We start from the raw sequence: 15,625 nt of genomic DNA, 5'->3' as shown, positions 1-15,625 counted from the left end.
CTGACTAATCTCTATTCAGCGCACGTGCGCCGATATCCTTGCGATAATGAACGTCCTGCCAATCAATAGCAGCAACACCCTGATAGGCCTTGTCGATGGCAGCCTTAACGGTGTCACCGAGTCCGGTCACCCCAAGCACCCTGCCGCCATTATTAACCACCTGGCCATCTTTAAAACTGGTTCCGGCGTGAAAGACCATCAATTCGTCGATCTGTGCAGCATCCTCCAGTCCGGAAATTGCCAACCCTTTATCAAAGGCAGACGGATAACCGCCACTGGCCATAACAACGCAAACCGCAGCCTTCTCATGCCACTCGATGGAGTCCTGCTGCAATTCACCACGCGCACACGCCTGCAACACCGGGACGATATCCGACTTCATCCGCATCAGCAACGGTTGCGCCTCAGGATCACCAAAACGGGCATTATATTCCACCACCCGCGGCTGGCCATCCTTGATCATCAGACCGACGTAAAGGATTCCGCTGTAAGGGCAGCCATCGGCAGCCATGCCAGCGATAGTCGGTTTAACCACGGTTTCAACGATCAGATCGTGCAGTTCCTCTGTCACCACCGGTGCCGGAGAGTAAGCCCCCATGCCGCCGGTATTCGGCCCCTCATCACCATCAAAAGCACGCTTGTGATCCTGTGACGACGCCAGCGGCAGGATATTCTTACCGTCGGTAAAGGCAAAAAAGGATGCCTCCTCCCCGTCCATGAATTCTTCGATGACAACGCTGGCACCAGCACTGCCGAAAACCTTATCGAGCATGATATCGTCAACCGCCGAGATTGCCTGCGCTTCGCTCATGGCGACAATAACGCCCTTGCCGGCGGCCAGGCCATCGGCTTTGACCACAATCGGTGCGCCCTGCTCCTTGATGTAGGCGACGGCATCGGCATGCTCGGTAAAGGACTTATAGGCAGCAGTCGGAATATTGTACTTGGCCATCAGATCCTTGGAAAAACCTTTACTCCCCTCAATCTGCGCGGCAGCCTTGTTCGGCCCAAAGGCATCCAGACCGGCAGCCTGAAAGGTATCGACAATCCCCATGGTCAGCGGCACTTCCGGGCCGACCACGGTCAGATCGATCGCTTCAGCCTTGGCGAAGTCGCATAAGGCATCAATTTCATCAGCACCGATGTGAACACATTCCGCCAGCTCGGCAATACCTGGATTGCCCGGCGCACAATAGATCTGCTCGACCAATGGCGACTGAGCGATTTTATAAATCAGGGCGTGCTCACGACCACCACCACCGACAACTAAAACTTTCATCTTTGAAACTCCTTGGTTTGAACCACAGAGCAGATAACAACTGTAGGGGCGACCTACAGGTCGCCTCGGGCGAGGCATGCCTCGCCCCTACACCAACTCAATAACGCCGAATGAAGAAGCGTGATTTTTACGCGTAATCAAGGCGCCCAAGAAAAGGCGCGGAGGCGTACCGAAAGGTACGCCGCACAAGTCTTTTCGCCGGGCAACGCCGAGTTCGCGTAAAAGGCGCGCTTCCTAGTGCTTAAAGTGCCGCATGCTGGTAAAGACCATCGCAATCCCTGCCTCATCGGCAGCAGCAATCACCTCTTCATCACGGATCGAACCACCCGGCTGAATCACGGCAGTGATCCCGGCAGCGGCAGCGTTGTCGATACCGTCACGGAAGGGGAAGAAAGCATCGGAGGCCATGGCGGCACCCTTAACATCCAACCCAGCGTGCTCCGCCTTGATGCCAGCAATACGGGCCGAATTGACACGGCTCATCTGTCCTGCGCCAACGCCGATAGTCATGCCGTCCTTGCAATAAACGATGGCATTACTCTTAACGAACTTGGCCACCCGCCAGGCAAATTTGAGATCATCAAGTTCCTCGGCGGTCGGCTCACGTTTGGTCACCACCTTCAGCTCGGCACTCAATGCCAGGTCGGCATCCTGAACCAGCAGCCCGCCATTGACCCGCTTAAAGTCAGCGCGCTGACTCGGTTCAGCTGGCCACTCGCCACACTCGAGCAAACGCACATTTTTCTTTGACGCAACAACCTCGGAAGCTGCGGCGGAAACCTTCGGTGCAATGATCACCTCGACAAATTGCTTCTCGCAGATCGCTTTGGCGGTCTCGGCGTCCAGCTCCCGATTGAAGGCGATAATGCCACCAAAAGACGACTCTGGATCGGTCGAAAAAGCGCGCTGGTAGGCATCGAGCAAGTTGACACCCACCGCGACACCGCAGGGATTGGCATGCTTGACGATGACACAGGCCGGACCTTCACTGAACTGCTTGATACACTCCAGAGCGGCATCGGTATCGCCGATATTGTTATAGGAAAGCGCCTTGCCCTGCAATTGGCGGGCGGTCGCAATCGACGCTTCAGTCACATTCTTCTCAACGTAGAAGGCTGCATTCTGATGCGGATTCTCACCGTAACGCATCCCCTGCGCCTTGTGATACTGCAGGGTCAAAGTCGGAGCGAACTCGGCATACTCTTCACCGGTCTTCTTGCCCAACCAGTTGGAGATGGCGCCATCATAGGCTGCGGTGTGCTGATAAACCTTAACGGCCAAGTTGAAGTTAGTCTCCTCCGACACTTCGCCGCTGTTCTGCTTCATTTCAGCGAGGACCTTCTCGTAATCGGTCGGATCGATCAGCACAGTGACGAACTTGTTGTTTTTAGCAGCGCTACGCAACATGGTCGGGCCACCAATATCGATGTTTTCAATCGCATCAATCAGGCTACAATCTTCTTTGGCAACGGTCGCCTCAAAAGGATAGAGATTGACGACCACCATATCGATCGGCTCAATGTCATGCTTGGACATGGCATCAACATGCTCCGGATTGTCGCGCAGGCCGAGCAGCGCCCCGTGGACTTTGGGATGCAGGGTCTTGACCCGACCGTCCATCATCTCCGGGAAACCGGTATAATCGGAAACGTCCATCACCGGGATACCGGCATCGCGAATCATCTTTGCCGTGCCGCCGGTGGAAAGAAGTTCAACACCGAAGCTGTTCAGCTCACGGGCCAGATCGAGAATACCGGCCTTATCTGAAACTGAAATCAACGCTCGCTTGATGGCTGCCATAGGATCTCCTTTTGTCTGTAAATAAATAACGTTCGAGAAAGTAAATAACGTAAACGGAAAAACGACTTAAAAAACGAAGAAAGGACAGTCGCTGGACTGTCCAATCACACAATTAGATTCTTAAGTGTAACGACTTTTACGAAAAGTCAAGGCTGGCGAGAAATGCATTTTCAAACGCTGGGGTCCCAGACAAGGGATAAGGCTTAAGGCTCGAAACCAGTGTTTGTGCATACTCGGTAGCATTTTGCCGCTGCAGTAACGACATCAGACCGTCGAGGACCACAGCGGGCAGAAAACGGGACTTTTCTAGCACGATTTCCGGCAACATAGCAACCCCTTTCAATGCCGCTGCCGGCAGCGCGCCCCCCAATGCTCCGGCTATTCTGACGGCATCAAGTTGCTCAGGCCGCAACCCTTTGCGCTGCAGCAAACAATTAACTCCAGCCAGCACGGCCCCCTTGGCCAGCTGAAACGCGCGCAGGTCGGCTTGCGTCAACCTCAAGCAGGTCCGCGCATCGCGGTAAAGCTGCAACGCCTGGGCGTCACCATCAGCGACCAGATAACGCGCCAGATTCGAATCGATCTCATCGGCGGCTCGAATCCGACCATCGGCAGTAATCAAACCAGCTTGCAGCGCACAACCGAGCAGCGCAAACAGGCCGCTGCCGCAAATCCCCTTCGGCACCCCACCGCCAGCAACGCTCAAGGCAAAGCGGTCTTTGACAATCGCCACATCCATCAACGCACCGTACCCGTAACGCATCCCGCAGGCAAGGTTGCCCGCCTCAAAAGCCGGACCAGCCGCCACCGAGGTGACCAGCCAGTCCTGCCCGCTCCAAAGAGCCAGCTCGGCGTTGGTACCCAAATCAATATAGAGGGTCGGTTGATTTCCCGGCGGGTCACCCAGCAGTACCGCCAACAAATCGCCGCCGACATAGCCACTGGCCAGCGGCAATAAATACAGGGGCACCGGCAGGTCCACACCGAGGGCCTCACAGTCGAGAAAATTTCCGGCCCAATAGACGGGGCGATGCGGTGGCGACAAAAGAGGCTTGACCGATTGGCCCGCAAGCAGATGGCTGATGGCCGGATTGGCGGCCGCCGCAGCCGCCGTAATCTGCGCGGACTCGCCACCTGCCTCAGCCAGTAGTTGCTCAATCAGCGCATTAATCCCACCAACCAGCAGCTGCTGGAGTTGCGCGGCATGACCCGCCAAGGCTGCTTCCAGCCGTTGCAGGACATCGGCACCGAAGATCTGCTGGGGATTATCGAGACTGACCTCGGCGACGATCTGACCATTAGCGGCGCAGAGCCGCCCCGCCAGGCTGGTGGTGCCGAGATCCAAAGCCAGAAAAGTTGCAGAAGTTGTCGCCATCGGAAATCCCTCGGAAAACATTTTTAGCAAGACAGCGATCAGCGACCAACCATTAATTGATCACTTCTGTCTTAACGTGACATTACCACTTGCAATTTCGTCTAGTTATGCGCGAAGTTAAAAAATATGTAACAATGAACGAAACAAACTCGCATGAGCTATAACATCCCCGATATTGCTCGGCAAGTCTGGAGCACGACAAATGGTGCAAATTGAACGGACGACAAGACATTTAACCCGAATAAACTTGGTAAAACATTGAAAGTTCTCTTTGTTACCCCACCGATCTCGCTGGCAGATCGCTATGGAGACCTGAAAGGAGCAGGAAGTTCCACCCCCGCTCTTGGCATCCTGCTGCTGGCGGCAATCGCCCGCAAGGCCGGGCACTCAGTCGCAGTGCTCGACGCGGCAGCGCTGAGCCTTCCCAGCGAAACCATTCTGCAACGACTCAGCGCTGAGCGGATAAATATCCTTGCCATCTCGGCAACTACGCTCGGGATTAACGCCGCCCGGGAGCTGGCGGATAAAGCCAAGCAGGGCTGTCCCGACATCCGAATTGTGCTGGGCGGGCCACATGTTTCGGCCATCCCGGAGCAAACCCTGCAGCGCTGCGAGAGCATCGATTTTGCCGTCGTTGGCGAGGGAGAAGAAACCTTTCTCTGCCTGCTGGACGTCATCGAAAACAAGTCAGATCCAGCCACCGTGACCGGACTGGCATTCCGTCGCGACGGAACCATCCACTGCAACCCGCGCCGACCGTTCATCAACCGCCTCGATGACCTCCCCTTACCCGCGTGGGATTTACTCGCGGGGTTTCCGGCCGAATATTCTCCGGCCCCCTTTAAAACCCTGCAGACCCCTGGCACCTCCATCGTCACCTCGCGGGGCTGTCCGAACGAATGTATTTTCTGCGATCGCTCGGTTTTTGGCCACAGTTGCCACACCCACTCTGCCGACTATGTTGTCGCCATGATCCAGCACCTGCATGACAATTACGGCATTAAAGAATTCAGCATCGAAGATGATACCTTTATCACCTTCAAACAGCGGCTGATCGATATCTGCCAACGGCTCATCGAACTGGATTTGGGGATTTCCTGGTCCTGCCTGGGGCGCATCAGTCAAGTCACCGCCGGGAATCTAGCCCTGATGAAAAGAGCCGGTTGCTGGCAGATCAGCTATGGCATAGAAAGCGGCAATCAGCAAATTCTGGAGAGGATTCACAAACGGGTCAGTATTGAGCAGATCCGAACCGCGGTGGCCTTGACCAAAGCGGCCGGAATCCGGGCAAAAGGGTTTTTCATCATCGGCCATCCGGGTGAAACGGCAGCAACGATAATAGAAACCCACCAGCTAGCGCTGGGGCTCCCGTTAAGTGACATCAGTGTCTCACTGTTAACCCCCTTTCCGGCGACAGAGTTGGCGTCCCGCGTCGCTGAGTTCGGCCATTTCGATGCTGACTGGAGCAAAATGAACCTGCTCAACGCCGTTTTTGTGCCCTTCGGCCTCACCGAAGAGGAGCTGCTGACAGCGCAAAAAAACTTGCTGCGGGACTTCTACCGCCAACCGCGCGTCTGGTTCGATTACGCCACGCGTCTGTTGCGTAACCCCGCCATGTTCGTTTCGCTCTGGAACGGTTTTCGCGCGTTACAAAGGAGCACCTGAGATGGCGGCCGCAGCGACTTCAATTAAAGCTTCGGTTGTCATTGTCAACTGGAACGGCAAGCAGCACCTTGCCGACTGCCTCGACAGTTTGGCCGCGCAAAGCTTCCACAACTTTGAAACCATCTTGGTGGATAACGGCTCGTCCGATGGCTCCGTCGATTTCGTCAGCAGCAACTATCCGTCGGTCAAACTAATTTTACAGCAAGAGAATACCGGCTTCGCGTTAGGCAACAACCTCGGCTTTGCCCAAGCCTCCGGGCAGTACCTTATCACCCTGAATAACGACACCCAGGTCGATCCGGACTGGCTGCAGACGCTCGTCGCAGTCGCCGACCAAAACGAGAGGGTCGGTATGGTCGGCAGTCGCATCTGCGCCTTTGACGAGCCGGATCGGATCGACTCCCTGGGCGTTAAAATCTGTGCCGATGGCATGTCACGCGGAGCTTTCCGCAATCAGCTCTTTTCCTCCCTCGCCCTGCCGGAATCCTTCGACATTCTGCTGCCGAGCGCCTGCGCCGCCCTCTACCGCCGCGTGATGCTCGAGCAGATCGGCGGGTTTGATGAAGACTTCTTCGCCTACTGCGAAGATACCGATCTGGGACTGCGCGGCCGGCTGGCTGGTTGGCAGGCGCTGTTGGCAAGAGATGCCATCGTCCGCCACAAATACTCACAAAGTGGCGGCGCCTTTTCCCCCTTCAAGCTGTTTCTGGTCGAACGTAACCACTACTGGCTGGTGAGCAAAACATTTCCGGCCTCCTACCTCTGGCAACTACCATGGCAAACGCTGCGCAGGTATCTGGTACAATTCAGGGTCCTGTTAGCCGGACGCGGTGCCGGAGCCGAGTTTGAACTAAGTCGCCACAAAGGACAGCTGGTAATGGCCCTCCTCAAAGGGGGACTGGCGGCCGCGGCCGGGCTACCAAAGGCATTCCGAAAACGAGCGCAGATTAAAAAGCAACAGAAACTCGACAATGACACATTCAGCTCAATCATCAACCAATACCAGCTCAGTTACCGGGAGTTACTCGACGATGCCAGTTGACACCAACCTGAATAAAGAGGGGATGATTTACCAGCGCGAGCAATATGCCAAGGGGGGCTTGGGTGTTCGCTACTGGGATTATCGCGACGATTCGGCCTTCCGTCGCATAAAAGGTCAGGACATTCTGGATGCTGGTTGCGGGGAAGGAATCACGCTGGAAAAGCTGGTTAAACAATTTACACAAGGGAATATCGTCGGCATAGACACCGAAGCGGAGAATATCGATATCTGCCAGCAGCATAAGTTGCCGGTCCAAGCCGGGTCCGTCTATCAAATCCCCTTTGCCGATAACAGTTTCGACACGGTGCTTTTTTCCGAAGTGATCGAACATCTCGACAGCCCCGATCAGGCCCTGGCAGAAATAGCTCGGGTGCTGCGACCGGGAGGGTGCGCCATCGTAATTTTTCCCAATGACTTCATGTTTATGGTCGCACGGCTGTTAACCGGCAAATTCCGCGAAGCCTTTTATGACCCTGGGCACGTCATGCAGTGGACGCCGGCGAAAATCAAAACAGCCCTCGACAACGCAGGCCTCAAACCGCTAAAACAAAAAAGCCTGCCGTTCTTTTTCTGGCCGATCTGCCTGCACCACGTCGCCGTTGCCGAAAAATGCTGACCAGGGACAAGAGAGCCATGAAAACAGCACTCCTGATTTTTGCCGTTTCCAGCACCACTGTCATCAGCCAACTGATCCTCAAAAAAGGAGTTATGGCGCTGGGCATCGACAAACTGGAATTTTCAGCCTTACTGGCCGCAGCCAGATCGCCGTTGATTCTCGCCAGCATCAGCCTACAGGTAATCAGCTTCGCCTTGTGGATTTTTGTCCTCGCCCGTGCCAACCTGGGCTATGCCTTCGGCATTTCCGGTGCCTTTTTCTACCTGCTGCTGCCGCTGATGACTTGGTGGATTTACAATGAAAAACTCGCCCCGGCCCAATGGCTGGGATTGTGCCTAATTACCCTCGGGGTTATTTGCGTGGTAACCAAGCTGGAATTCCTGCGATGAAACAACCGGCCAAACAGCAGCCGACCGGCAAGAAGCTTAAAATCCTCTGGATCAATGCCATCAACCCTTATTCTGAGGTTGAAAGCAGGTATCCCAACCTCGGCATCGGCTACTTAATCGCGGCACTTGAGCAGGAATTCGGAACGGAACAATTCCAGTTTAAAGTCATCGACCGCAAAGTTCAGGAAACCCTGCAAGCCTTTGCGCCACAGATTGTCGCCATCTCCGCCGTCAGCCAGAACTACCACTTGGCGCAAAGCTATGCACAGTTGGCGAAACAACAGGGGGCCCTGGTGCTGGTCGGCGGCGTCCACATCTCTTTTTTGCCCCAGACCCTGGCAAAGGGGATGGATATTGGTGTGCTCGGCGAGGGCGAAGCAACCATCGTCGAGCTGTTTCAACTTTGGTTCTCACAGCAGCTGGAGCCCAAACACCTGCATTCTATCGCCGGAATCATCTTTCGCGAGACTGCTGGCAAGCTAGTTCAGACCGCGGCCCGGGCACCGTTGGAAAATCTGGACCAGTTACCGAAGCCCAATCGTTCCCACTCGCAGACGTCATCCCACACCTACCTGTTCACCTCCAGGGGCTGTCCCTATCGCTGTAATTTCTGTGCCTCCTCGAGGTTCTGGAACCAAGTGCGCTTTTTTTCGGCGGAGCGGGTGGTCGCAGAAATCGAAGAGCTGGTCCGCTATCAACAACCCCGCTTTATCAGCTTTTTTGACGACCTTTTCATCGCTGACAAAAAGCGCTTTTTCACCATTGTCGAACAGTTGCAACGCAAAGGCCTCACGAATAAGGTCCGCTTTTCTTGTTCCTTACGCGCCAACACGGTGACCGAGGAGATCGCCGAGGGCTTAAAAGCGATGGGCATCGCCTCAGTAGGGATGGGTCTGGAATCGGGCAACCAGAGAGTTTTGAGCTGGCTCAAAGGGTCGGGGATCACGGTAGAACACAACCGCAACGCAATCAGGCTGCTGCGTCGGCAAGGGATCATGGCCAATGCTTCGTTTGTTATTGGCGCCCCCGACGAGACGGAGGAAGAGATCCGCGACACCTATAATTTCATCAAAACGGAAAAGGTCAGCTTGTTCGACACTTACGTCCTCACCCCCTTTCCTGGCACCCCGGTCTGGGAAAATGCCCTGGCCAAGGGGCTGGTCAGAGAAGATGAGCAGATGGATTGGTCTAGGCTGAACGTCAACTTCGGCGTCAACCCACAAAAGGCGATTATCCTCTCTGAAACCTTAACGCGGGAGCAACTGATCCGTGTTTACAAAAAATTCCAGCGCTACCGCCTGCTACACAATGCCAGCAACCTCTGGCAACACCCGATGCTTTCCGACCTGCCCAAATATCTGTTCAAACAGGCGCGGGAGAAAGTGCTCTCGAGAGGCGACAAATGACCGACGTGGCCGAAAAAACCCTCACCATCCTTCCGGCGTTCAATGAAGCTCGGCAGATTGCCAACGTCATTCACGGCATCTCACAAGTAATGCCAGGCACGGACATACTGGTTATTGACGACGGTTCTGCTGATGCCACGGCCGCTCAGGCGCGGCAAGCAGGAGCCACGGTGATTACACATCCCTTCAATTTGGGCTACGGGGTGGCGATTCAGACCGGCTATAAATACGCCGCAAAAGCAGGCTACGCCTACCTGGTCCAAATTGATGCCGATGGCCAGCATGACCCCGACGGGATTCTTTCTCTCCTGCAACCGGTTATTGCCGGGGAGGCCGACTTTGCCCTCGGCTCGCGTTTTCTTGCTAACAGTGAAAGCTACCAACCGCCGCTGCTGCGCCGCACCGGGATGAAATTGTTCCGTTTTCTGGTCACCAACATCATCGGTCAGGACCTCAAAGATTGCACCTCCGGCTATCAAGCTTTTAACGCCAAAGTGATTCGCTTTTTTACTCAGGATGTTTTCCCCTGCGATTATCCCGATGCCGATGTGCTGATCAGCCTGCATCTGGCTGGGTTTACAATCAAAGAAATCCCGGTGAAGATGTATGAAAACCCCGAAGGGAAATCGATGCACAGTGGCGCCAAACCGTTCTACTACGTGTTTAAAATGCTGCTCTCCATTCTGGTCACCGTGTTGCGCAGTCGTAAATTCTATCGAGGGAACTGATTATGCCGATCAATCAAAAGCTCTTCGCCCTGCTGATTTCCGTGAGTATTTTTCTGTTTATTCTGGAGATGGTGCGGCGCAAGAAATTACGTGAGGAATATTCCGTTCTCTGGCTGGCAACGGCCGTTGTCATGCTGGTGCTGATTCTTAAATATGACTGGCTGGTCGCGTTAACCAACCTGATCGGTGCGGGCCTGCCGACCTCAACCTTATTTCTCGGTTCGATCATTTTTTTGATGCTGATTGCAGTGCAATTTTCGATAAAAATATCTCGCTTGACTGAACAGGCAAAGAACTTAGCCCAGCAGAATGCCTTACTAGAGCTGGAAGTGTACAAGCTGCGGCAAGCGCAGACAGCCCTCACCGAAGCCCAAAATAAGTAAAATCTTATTCTACCCCCTCTGGCAATTTCAATTCAGCAGCTTCAATATCACGTAAAAGCTGTCGATAAAAACCTGCATCCAATCGCTTCAGTCGTGGCAGATAGCTACGCGACTCCTCCACACGACCCAACTCCAACGCAACAGATGCGTAATTGAACAACGCATCCGCCTCGGTTGGAGCAAGGCGTATCGCTTTACCGAACTGGACAAGAGCCGCGGACAGGTCACCTTGGTGGTAAAGCACCACACCCAAACCGAGATACCCCTTGTGATTTTTCGAATCAAAATAGGTTGCCAGACGATAATACTCTTCGGCTTTCCCATATTCTGCAGTTTTCTCGTAAACAACCCCTAGGCTGTATGCGGCCAACGAACGCTGCCCTTCCATTGTCAACGCTTTCTCCAACAAAGTAATGGCCTGTTCCCGCAGCCCCAGTTCGTCGTACAAGACACCCAAACCGACATGAGGTTGCGCCGCATCTGGATTCAACTGCAGTGCCCTAGCGAACGCTTCCTGCGCTGACCACAAATCTCCGGCACTATAATATGCCTTCCCAAGATTTTCATAGGGCCGATACGCAAAGGGGTGTTTGCTAATATTGTCTTCCCAAAAAGCCACTTTGTCGGTCCAAAGCTCGTTTCGCTGCCATGTCAACAGCAGTAGCGGACTAACAAACAGAGCAAGCAGAACAAACCGGTTGATTCGTGACAAAAACCAGTCGCAACTATCGACCAGCACCAGTCCCAGCCCGATCAACGGCACATACATACGGTGCTCAAAAAAAGCATCCAAAGGAATAACCGAAGATTCCACGAGCAACAACAACAAAAACCACCCGATCCCAAAACTTATTAATGGCCGGAGTCTACGCAGCCGCCAAGCAACAGCAAGCAAAGTGAGCAGACCAGTGCCACCCATCAGGCTCCGCCAATTTAACAGACTATCGACAAGCGGATAGCAATAATCCAGAGCCTGTTGCTGCGGCCAGAAAAACAACCCAACGTATTGCCAGATAACGACCGCCTGTGTCGCCAAATAACGTCCCCTTAGATGCTCCGGTTGGATATCAGCCAGTACCTGGCCAGCCCCATCCTGCGCCAGTACAAAGTATTCGATTCCACCACCAACCACACTCAAGGGACTTGCCACATCAGTCACCTGCAACATCAGACCGAGCAACGGCACCAGGAAAAATGGCAGGACAAACAACAAGCGTTTCTTCCAAACGAAGGCACCCGAAGCTATAAAGAAAAACTCCAACAGCAGTAAAACGGCCGGAAGAACAGCGGTATTTTCTTTTGTAAGAATGGAACAGATGCCGAGCAAAAAAGTGCCTGCCAACAGCAACCAGCCCAACCGGGCTTGCGACTGAACAACTTCCATCCGCTTTCTCCCGTGTACGTACATTATCAGTGCCGACAGGAAGAACAGGCAACTGAGGGACGTCATCCGTTGCACAATATAGGTCACCGCCTGGGTCTGCAGTGGGTGAGCCAGAAAAATCAACGCCACCCAGAAAGCATAGTCCCGCCTCTGTACCAAAACCTGAATCAACCAATAGACCATCAACCCATTACACAGGTGTAAACCTACATTCATCAATCGATAGGGTGCTGGAGATAACTGCCAGAAGTGATAATCGAGAGCAAAAGACAGGTACGACAGACCTCGAGGCGAGAAAAAGTTTCCGGCAATCCGCCAGAGATCCCTGATCTTTTGATTATCGACGATATTTGGATAATCATCAAAATACCAGGGAGCATCCAAACTAACAGAATAAAGAAGACTTCCTGTCAGAATTAAAAACAGCACCGCTGGCAAGTGCGGTAAGAAGCGCTCGGAATTAATCACTTCAGTTTTTTTTATTCCAGAACTATCGTTTGCCATTCTAGGGACATTCCCCCTCTTGCAAATAACGCCGCGGCACGCGACTGCCGATACGGCAAAACACCTCATAAGAAATGGTGCCCAACTGCTCGGCCCAATCATCGCCCAAAATAGATAACCCACCGGCGCTGCCGAGCAGGGTGATGCAATCACCGATCTCGGTTTGCGGCAAGTCGGTGACATCGAACATGATCCAGTCCATACAGACGCGGCCGATCAGCGGTACTTTTTGCCCGTGGAGAATCCCCTGCCCGCAGCTGGAGAACAGCCGATTGTAGCCATCGGCATAACCGATCGGCAGTACCGCGACGCGGGTTTCGCGCGCGGCATGAAATTTATGCCCGTAAGAAACACCACTACCGGCCGGCAAGGTGCGCAGCTGAGCGATACGGCTGCGCAGATGCATCACTGGTTGCAGATCAAGCTTTTCGGCAAAAGCGGCACCGGGCAAACCACCGTAAAGCATGATCCCGGGGCGCACGATAGTCGCTTCGGGCACATCCAAACCGGACAGGCCAGCACTGTTGCTGATATGAATATCCTCCGGCAGAATACCAGCATCGCGCAACATGGTCTGTACGGCGCGAAATTGCTGCAACTGCTGCGCAGTCACTACCGAATCGAGTTCATCGGCGCAGGCCAGGTGCGACATCAGCCCGGCAACTTTCAAGCCCTTCAGTTGCAGCAACTGCGGCAAAAACTCACCAAGCTGCTGCGGCAGAAAACCGACCCGGCCCATCCCGCTGTCAATCTTGAGGTGGACGGCGAGCTGGCGATTTTGCTGCAACGCTTCGGCATTCATACGAACTGCGGTTTGCAGATCGAATAAAGCCGGCAACAGATGATGTTCGAGAAAAGCCCCCTCCTGTCCCGGAAAGCAGCCCCCCAAAACCAGCAGGGACTCGTCGAGTCCAGCACGCCGCAGCTCCAGCGCTTCTTCCAGGGTGGCAACGGCAAAATCCCGCACTCCAGCCTGCTGGAAGTACCGCGCCACCGGGATGACACCATGGCCGTAGGCATCCGCCTTGACAACTGTTAAGATGCGCTGATGATTCAAGCAGAAACGCTCGGCCTGGCGTAGATTGTGCCCAAGGGCGGCCAGATCAATGTCGACCCAGGTGGGTCGGGAAGAGAAGCTGTCGTTCACCTATCATTCCTCCTATCAAATAGCGGGCACAAAAAGTTTATGGAGCGAAAGAGTCATACATAATACGTCCATGATGCGGCTGTAAAGTAGCAATCAACAGGAAAGTTAATTGACACCAAAGAGTCGAGACTGTTACGATTTTCTATTGTACCTGAAGTCCTTTAGCCGATGGAGATATTAAATATGTGCCTTGATTACGGCCCATTCAAACTGATCAACAATGAGCAAGAGACCAACTTAGATGACATCGCAACTGTTTTGATTGAAGAAGATGGACTAAAACTGATCGATTCGTTCGGCAAAACCAGCAAAATTGCCGGTCAAATCTGTGAAATCGACTTGATGAATCAGCGCATTGTCCTCGCCTGATTCTTTGCCTTTTAGCTTAGCCCTATAGATTTCCGCAAGGGAGATTACCGATGCTCTCCGGACTGTACCTGATCACCGACGACAACCTGGATGGAAAATTACTGCAGAAAGTTGCGGCAGCCCTGACCGGCGGTGCCCGCGTTGTTCAGTATCGGGCAAAAAACATCCGCCCGGACGAGCGGCGCAAAATGGCGCAGGACCTGCGTGAACTTTGCAGTCGCCACGATGCGCTGCTGATCATCAACGACCTGCCGGAATTGGCTCGCGATGTCAATGCCGATGGCGTCCATCTGGGCCAGGATGATATGCCAGCGGTTCAGGCGCGACAACTGCTTGGCGGTGGCAAGATCATCGGCATTTCCACCCACAGCGTCGAGGAAGCCCTCAAAGCCGAAGCTCAGGGTGCCGACTACATTGCGATTGGCAGCATCTTTGCCACCGACAGCAAAAACGACACCACCCAGGTCGGACTTGACACCCTGCGTAACGTTCGCAAAGCGGTGCGCGTGCCGTTGGTGGCAATCGGCGGCATTACTCCAGACGGCGCCTTCGAGGCGATTGAGGCTGGAGCCGATTCAATCGCGGTGATCTCCGGCATCATGGCAGATGCCGATCCGGCTCGTGCCGCCAAGGAATATTCGCTGCTCTTTAACCGCAACCAACCGAATCCCAACGGCCGGGTGTTAACCATTGCCGGATCCGATTCGGGCGGTGGTGCCGGCATCCAGGCAGACATCAAAACCATCAGCCTGCTCGGCAGTTACGCCAGCAGCACGCTGACCGCGCTGACCGCCCAGAACACCCTCGGTGTTGCCGAAACCTACCAAGTGCACACCGATTTCGTCATCAAGCAGCTAAACACCATCCTCGACGACATCGGCACCGACACCGTCAAAACCGGCATGCTCAGCTGGGGGGGCATCGTCACCCGCGTCGCCAAAGTGATCGCCGACCGCTCTTTGCTGGCAGTGGTTGATCCGGTGATGGTCGCCAAAGGCGGTGAATCACTGCTCGACAAAGAAGCACACGAAAGTTTGATTTCACGGCTGCTGCCGGAATCGTACCTGCTGACCCCGAATCTGCCGGAAGTTGAGGCGCTAACCGGTATCGAGCCGCGCAGTGTCGAAGAAATGATTGATGCCGGGCGCAATCTGCAAGAATTGGGAACCCGTAATATCCTTATCAAAGGGGGGCACCTAGATGGTGAAGCGACCGACATCCTACTGCTAGGGGATGACGAATTCAGCTTCAGTTCACCGCGCTTCAACACCATCAACACCCATGGCACCGGCTGCACCCTGTCGTCCGCCATCGCCACTTTCCTCGCTCAAGGCTATCCGCTACGCCGCGCCGTAGAACGGGCCAAGCGCTTTGTCAGCCTGGCGATTGAACATTCGGTGCCGCTCGGCAAAGGGCACGGCCCAGTTAATCATTTTAAAGCGGCAATGCAACTCTTGCATGAAGAGGCCCCGGTAGATTAGACTAGCGCCCGACAACCGTATACAAACGTTCACCCGCAGCGCTACCACTGCACCAGT

General features: G+C 54.3%; 14 protein-coding genes. 9 read left to right on the top strand and 5 right to left on the bottom strand.

All coding sequences use genetic code 11. The features are described 5' to 3' along the window. Nucleotides 1–4: 4 nt before the first annotated feature. The 3 genes from purD to ACZ5PT_RS10750 all read right to left on the bottom strand — a co-directional run bounded on the left by purD (nucleotide 5) and on the right by ACZ5PT_RS10750 (nucleotide 4,454). The gene (purD, locus tag ACZ5PT_RS10760) at nucleotides 5–1,279 is read right to left on the bottom strand and encodes a phosphoribosylamine--glycine ligase (protein ID WP_464263035.1); all 1,275 of its coding nucleotides are present in this window, start codon (nucleotides 1,277–1,279) and stop codon (nucleotides 5–7) included. Nucleotides 1,280–1,513: 234 nt separating this feature from the next. Continuing rightward, nucleotides 1,514–3,079: a bifunctional phosphoribosylaminoimidazolecarboxamide formyltransferase/IMP cyclohydrolase gene (gene purH, locus ACZ5PT_RS10755; RefSeq protein ID WP_464263034.1), complete on the bottom strand. Its 1,566-nt coding sequence runs from the start codon at nucleotides 3,077–3,079 to the stop codon at nucleotides 1,514–1,516. Between the two features lie 136 nt (nucleotides 3,080–3,215). Continuing rightward, nucleotides 3,216–4,454: an ASKHA domain-containing protein gene (locus ACZ5PT_RS10750; RefSeq protein ID WP_464263033.1), complete on the bottom strand. Its 1,239-nt coding sequence runs from the start codon at nucleotides 4,452–4,454 to the stop codon at nucleotides 3,216–3,218. Between the two features lie 258 nt (nucleotides 4,455–4,712). Here ACZ5PT_RS10750 and ACZ5PT_RS10745 point away from each other — a divergent pair, with 258 nt between their 5' ends. The 7 genes from ACZ5PT_RS10745 to ACZ5PT_RS10715 are packed head-to-tail and all read left to right on the top strand — an operon-like array spanning nucleotide 4,713 to nucleotide 10,683. Next, nucleotides 4,713–6,119: a B12-binding domain-containing radical SAM protein gene (locus ACZ5PT_RS10745; protein WP_464263032.1), complete on the top strand. Its 1,407-nt coding sequence runs from the start codon at nucleotides 4,713–4,715 to the stop codon at nucleotides 6,117–6,119. A 1-nt stretch (nucleotide 6,120) separates the two neighbouring features. After that, the gene (locus ACZ5PT_RS10740) at nucleotides 6,121–7,161 is read left to right on the top strand and encodes a glycosyltransferase family 2 protein (protein ID WP_464263031.1); all 1,041 of its coding nucleotides are present in this window, start codon (nucleotides 6,121–6,123) and stop codon (nucleotides 7,159–7,161) included. Then, entirely contained in the window at nucleotides 7,151–7,777 is a 627-nt protein-coding gene (locus ACZ5PT_RS10735) for a class I SAM-dependent methyltransferase (RefSeq protein ID WP_464263030.1), read from the top strand. Before ACZ5PT_RS10740 ends, ACZ5PT_RS10735 begins: the two co-directional genes overlap by 11 nt. A 17-nt stretch (nucleotides 7,778–7,794) precedes the next feature. Next, complete coding sequence (locus tag ACZ5PT_RS10730; RefSeq protein ID WP_464263029.1) at nucleotides 7,795–8,166, top strand: hypothetical protein; 372 nt, start codon at nucleotides 7,795–7,797, stop codon at nucleotides 8,164–8,166. Next, nucleotides 8,163–9,572, top strand: coding sequence for a B12-binding domain-containing radical SAM protein (locus ACZ5PT_RS10725; RefSeq protein ID WP_464263028.1), 1,410 nt, complete (start codon nucleotides 8,163–8,165; stop codon nucleotides 9,570–9,572). The genes ACZ5PT_RS10730 and ACZ5PT_RS10725 overlap by 4 nt, the downstream gene beginning before the upstream one ends. Then, nucleotides 9,569–10,300 (top strand): glycosyltransferase family 2 protein, encoded by a 732-nt coding sequence (locus tag ACZ5PT_RS10720; RefSeq protein WP_464263027.1) that lies wholly within the window; start codon nucleotides 9,569–9,571, stop codon nucleotides 10,298–10,300. The genes ACZ5PT_RS10725 and ACZ5PT_RS10720 overlap by 4 nt, the downstream gene beginning before the upstream one ends. Nucleotides 10,301–10,302: 2 nt before the next feature. Then, complete coding sequence (locus ACZ5PT_RS10715; RefSeq protein WP_464263026.1) at nucleotides 10,303–10,683, top strand: DUF2304 domain-containing protein; 381 nt, start codon at nucleotides 10,303–10,305, stop codon at nucleotides 10,681–10,683. A 4-nt stretch (nucleotides 10,684–10,687) separates the two neighbouring features. On the opposite strand, the gene ACZ5PT_RS10710 is transcribed toward ACZ5PT_RS10715, so the two are convergent. After that, nucleotides 10,688–12,571, bottom strand: a complete 1,884-nt coding sequence (locus ACZ5PT_RS10710; protein WP_464263025.1) for a tetratricopeptide repeat protein — start codon at nucleotides 12,569–12,571, stop codon at nucleotides 10,688–10,690. Between the two features lies 1 nt (nucleotide 12,572). Next, nucleotides 12,573–13,718 (bottom strand): alanine racemase, encoded by a 1,146-nt coding sequence (gene alr, locus ACZ5PT_RS10705; RefSeq protein ID WP_464263024.1) that lies wholly within the window; start codon nucleotides 13,716–13,718, stop codon nucleotides 12,573–12,575. 183 nt (nucleotides 13,719–13,901) lie between these two features. Between alr and ACZ5PT_RS10700 the strand changes: the two genes are divergently transcribed. Further along, nucleotides 13,902–14,087 carry a CooT family nickel-binding protein gene (locus ACZ5PT_RS10700; protein WP_464263023.1) on the top strand — a complete coding sequence of 62 codons (186 nt, stop codon included), beginning with the start codon at nucleotides 13,902–13,904 and terminating at the stop codon, nucleotides 14,085–14,087. A 50-nt stretch (nucleotides 14,088–14,137) separates the two neighbouring features. Then, nucleotides 14,138–15,568 (top strand): bifunctional hydroxymethylpyrimidine kinase/phosphomethylpyrimidine kinase, encoded by a 1,431-nt coding sequence (thiD, locus tag ACZ5PT_RS10695; RefSeq protein WP_464263022.1) that lies wholly within the window; start codon nucleotides 14,138–14,140, stop codon nucleotides 15,566–15,568. Nucleotides 15,569–15,625: the final 57 nt, after the last annotated feature.

The organism is Desulfuromusa ferrireducens, assembly GCF_055389805.1.
Note: the sequence above shows the minus strand (reverse complement) of the source record. Positions and strands in the feature narration are given on the sequence as shown.

Excerpts from the sequence above, each read along its gene's own strand:
- ACZ5PT_RS10740 (WP_464263031.1), top strand. The coding sequence starts at position 6,121 with ATGGCGGCCGCAGCGACTTCAATTAAAGCTTCGGTTGTCATTGTCAAC.
- ACZ5PT_RS10730 (WP_464263029.1), top strand. The coding sequence starts at position 7,795 with ATGAAAACAGCACTCCTGATTTTTGCCGTTTCCAGCACCACTGTCATC.
- ACZ5PT_RS10720 (WP_464263027.1), top strand. The coding sequence starts at position 9,569 with ATGACCGACGTGGCCGAAAAAACCCTCACCATCCTTCCGGCGTTCAAT.
- purH (WP_464263034.1), bottom strand. The coding sequence starts at position 3,079 with ATGGCAGCCATCAAGCGAGCGTTGATTTCAGTTTCAGATAAGGCCGGT.
- ACZ5PT_RS10725 (WP_464263028.1), top strand. The coding sequence starts at position 8,163 with ATGAAACAACCGGCCAAACAGCAGCCGACCGGCAAGAAGCTTAAAATC.
- ACZ5PT_RS10750 (WP_464263033.1), bottom strand. The coding sequence starts at position 4,454 with ATGGCGACAACTTCTGCAACTTTTCTGGCTTTGGATCTCGGCACCACC.
- ACZ5PT_RS10735 (WP_464263030.1), top strand. The coding sequence starts at position 7,151 with ATGCCAGTTGACACCAACCTGAATAAAGAGGGGATGATTTACCAGCGC.
- purD (WP_464263035.1), bottom strand. The coding sequence starts at position 1,279 with ATGAAAGTTTTAGTTGTCGGTGGTGGTGGTCGTGAGCACGCCCTGATT.
- thiD (WP_464263022.1), top strand. The coding sequence starts at position 14,138 with ATGCTCTCCGGACTGTACCTGATCACCGACGACAACCTGGATGGAAAA.
- ACZ5PT_RS10715 (WP_464263026.1), top strand. The coding sequence starts at position 10,303 with ATGCCGATCAATCAAAAGCTCTTCGCCCTGCTGATTTCCGTGAGTATT.
- ACZ5PT_RS10710 (WP_464263025.1), bottom strand. The coding sequence starts at position 12,571 with ATGGCAAACGATAGTTCTGGAATAAAAAAAACTGAAGTGATTAATTCC.
- ACZ5PT_RS10700 (WP_464263023.1), top strand. The coding sequence starts at position 13,902 with ATGTGCCTTGATTACGGCCCATTCAAACTGATCAACAATGAGCAAGAG.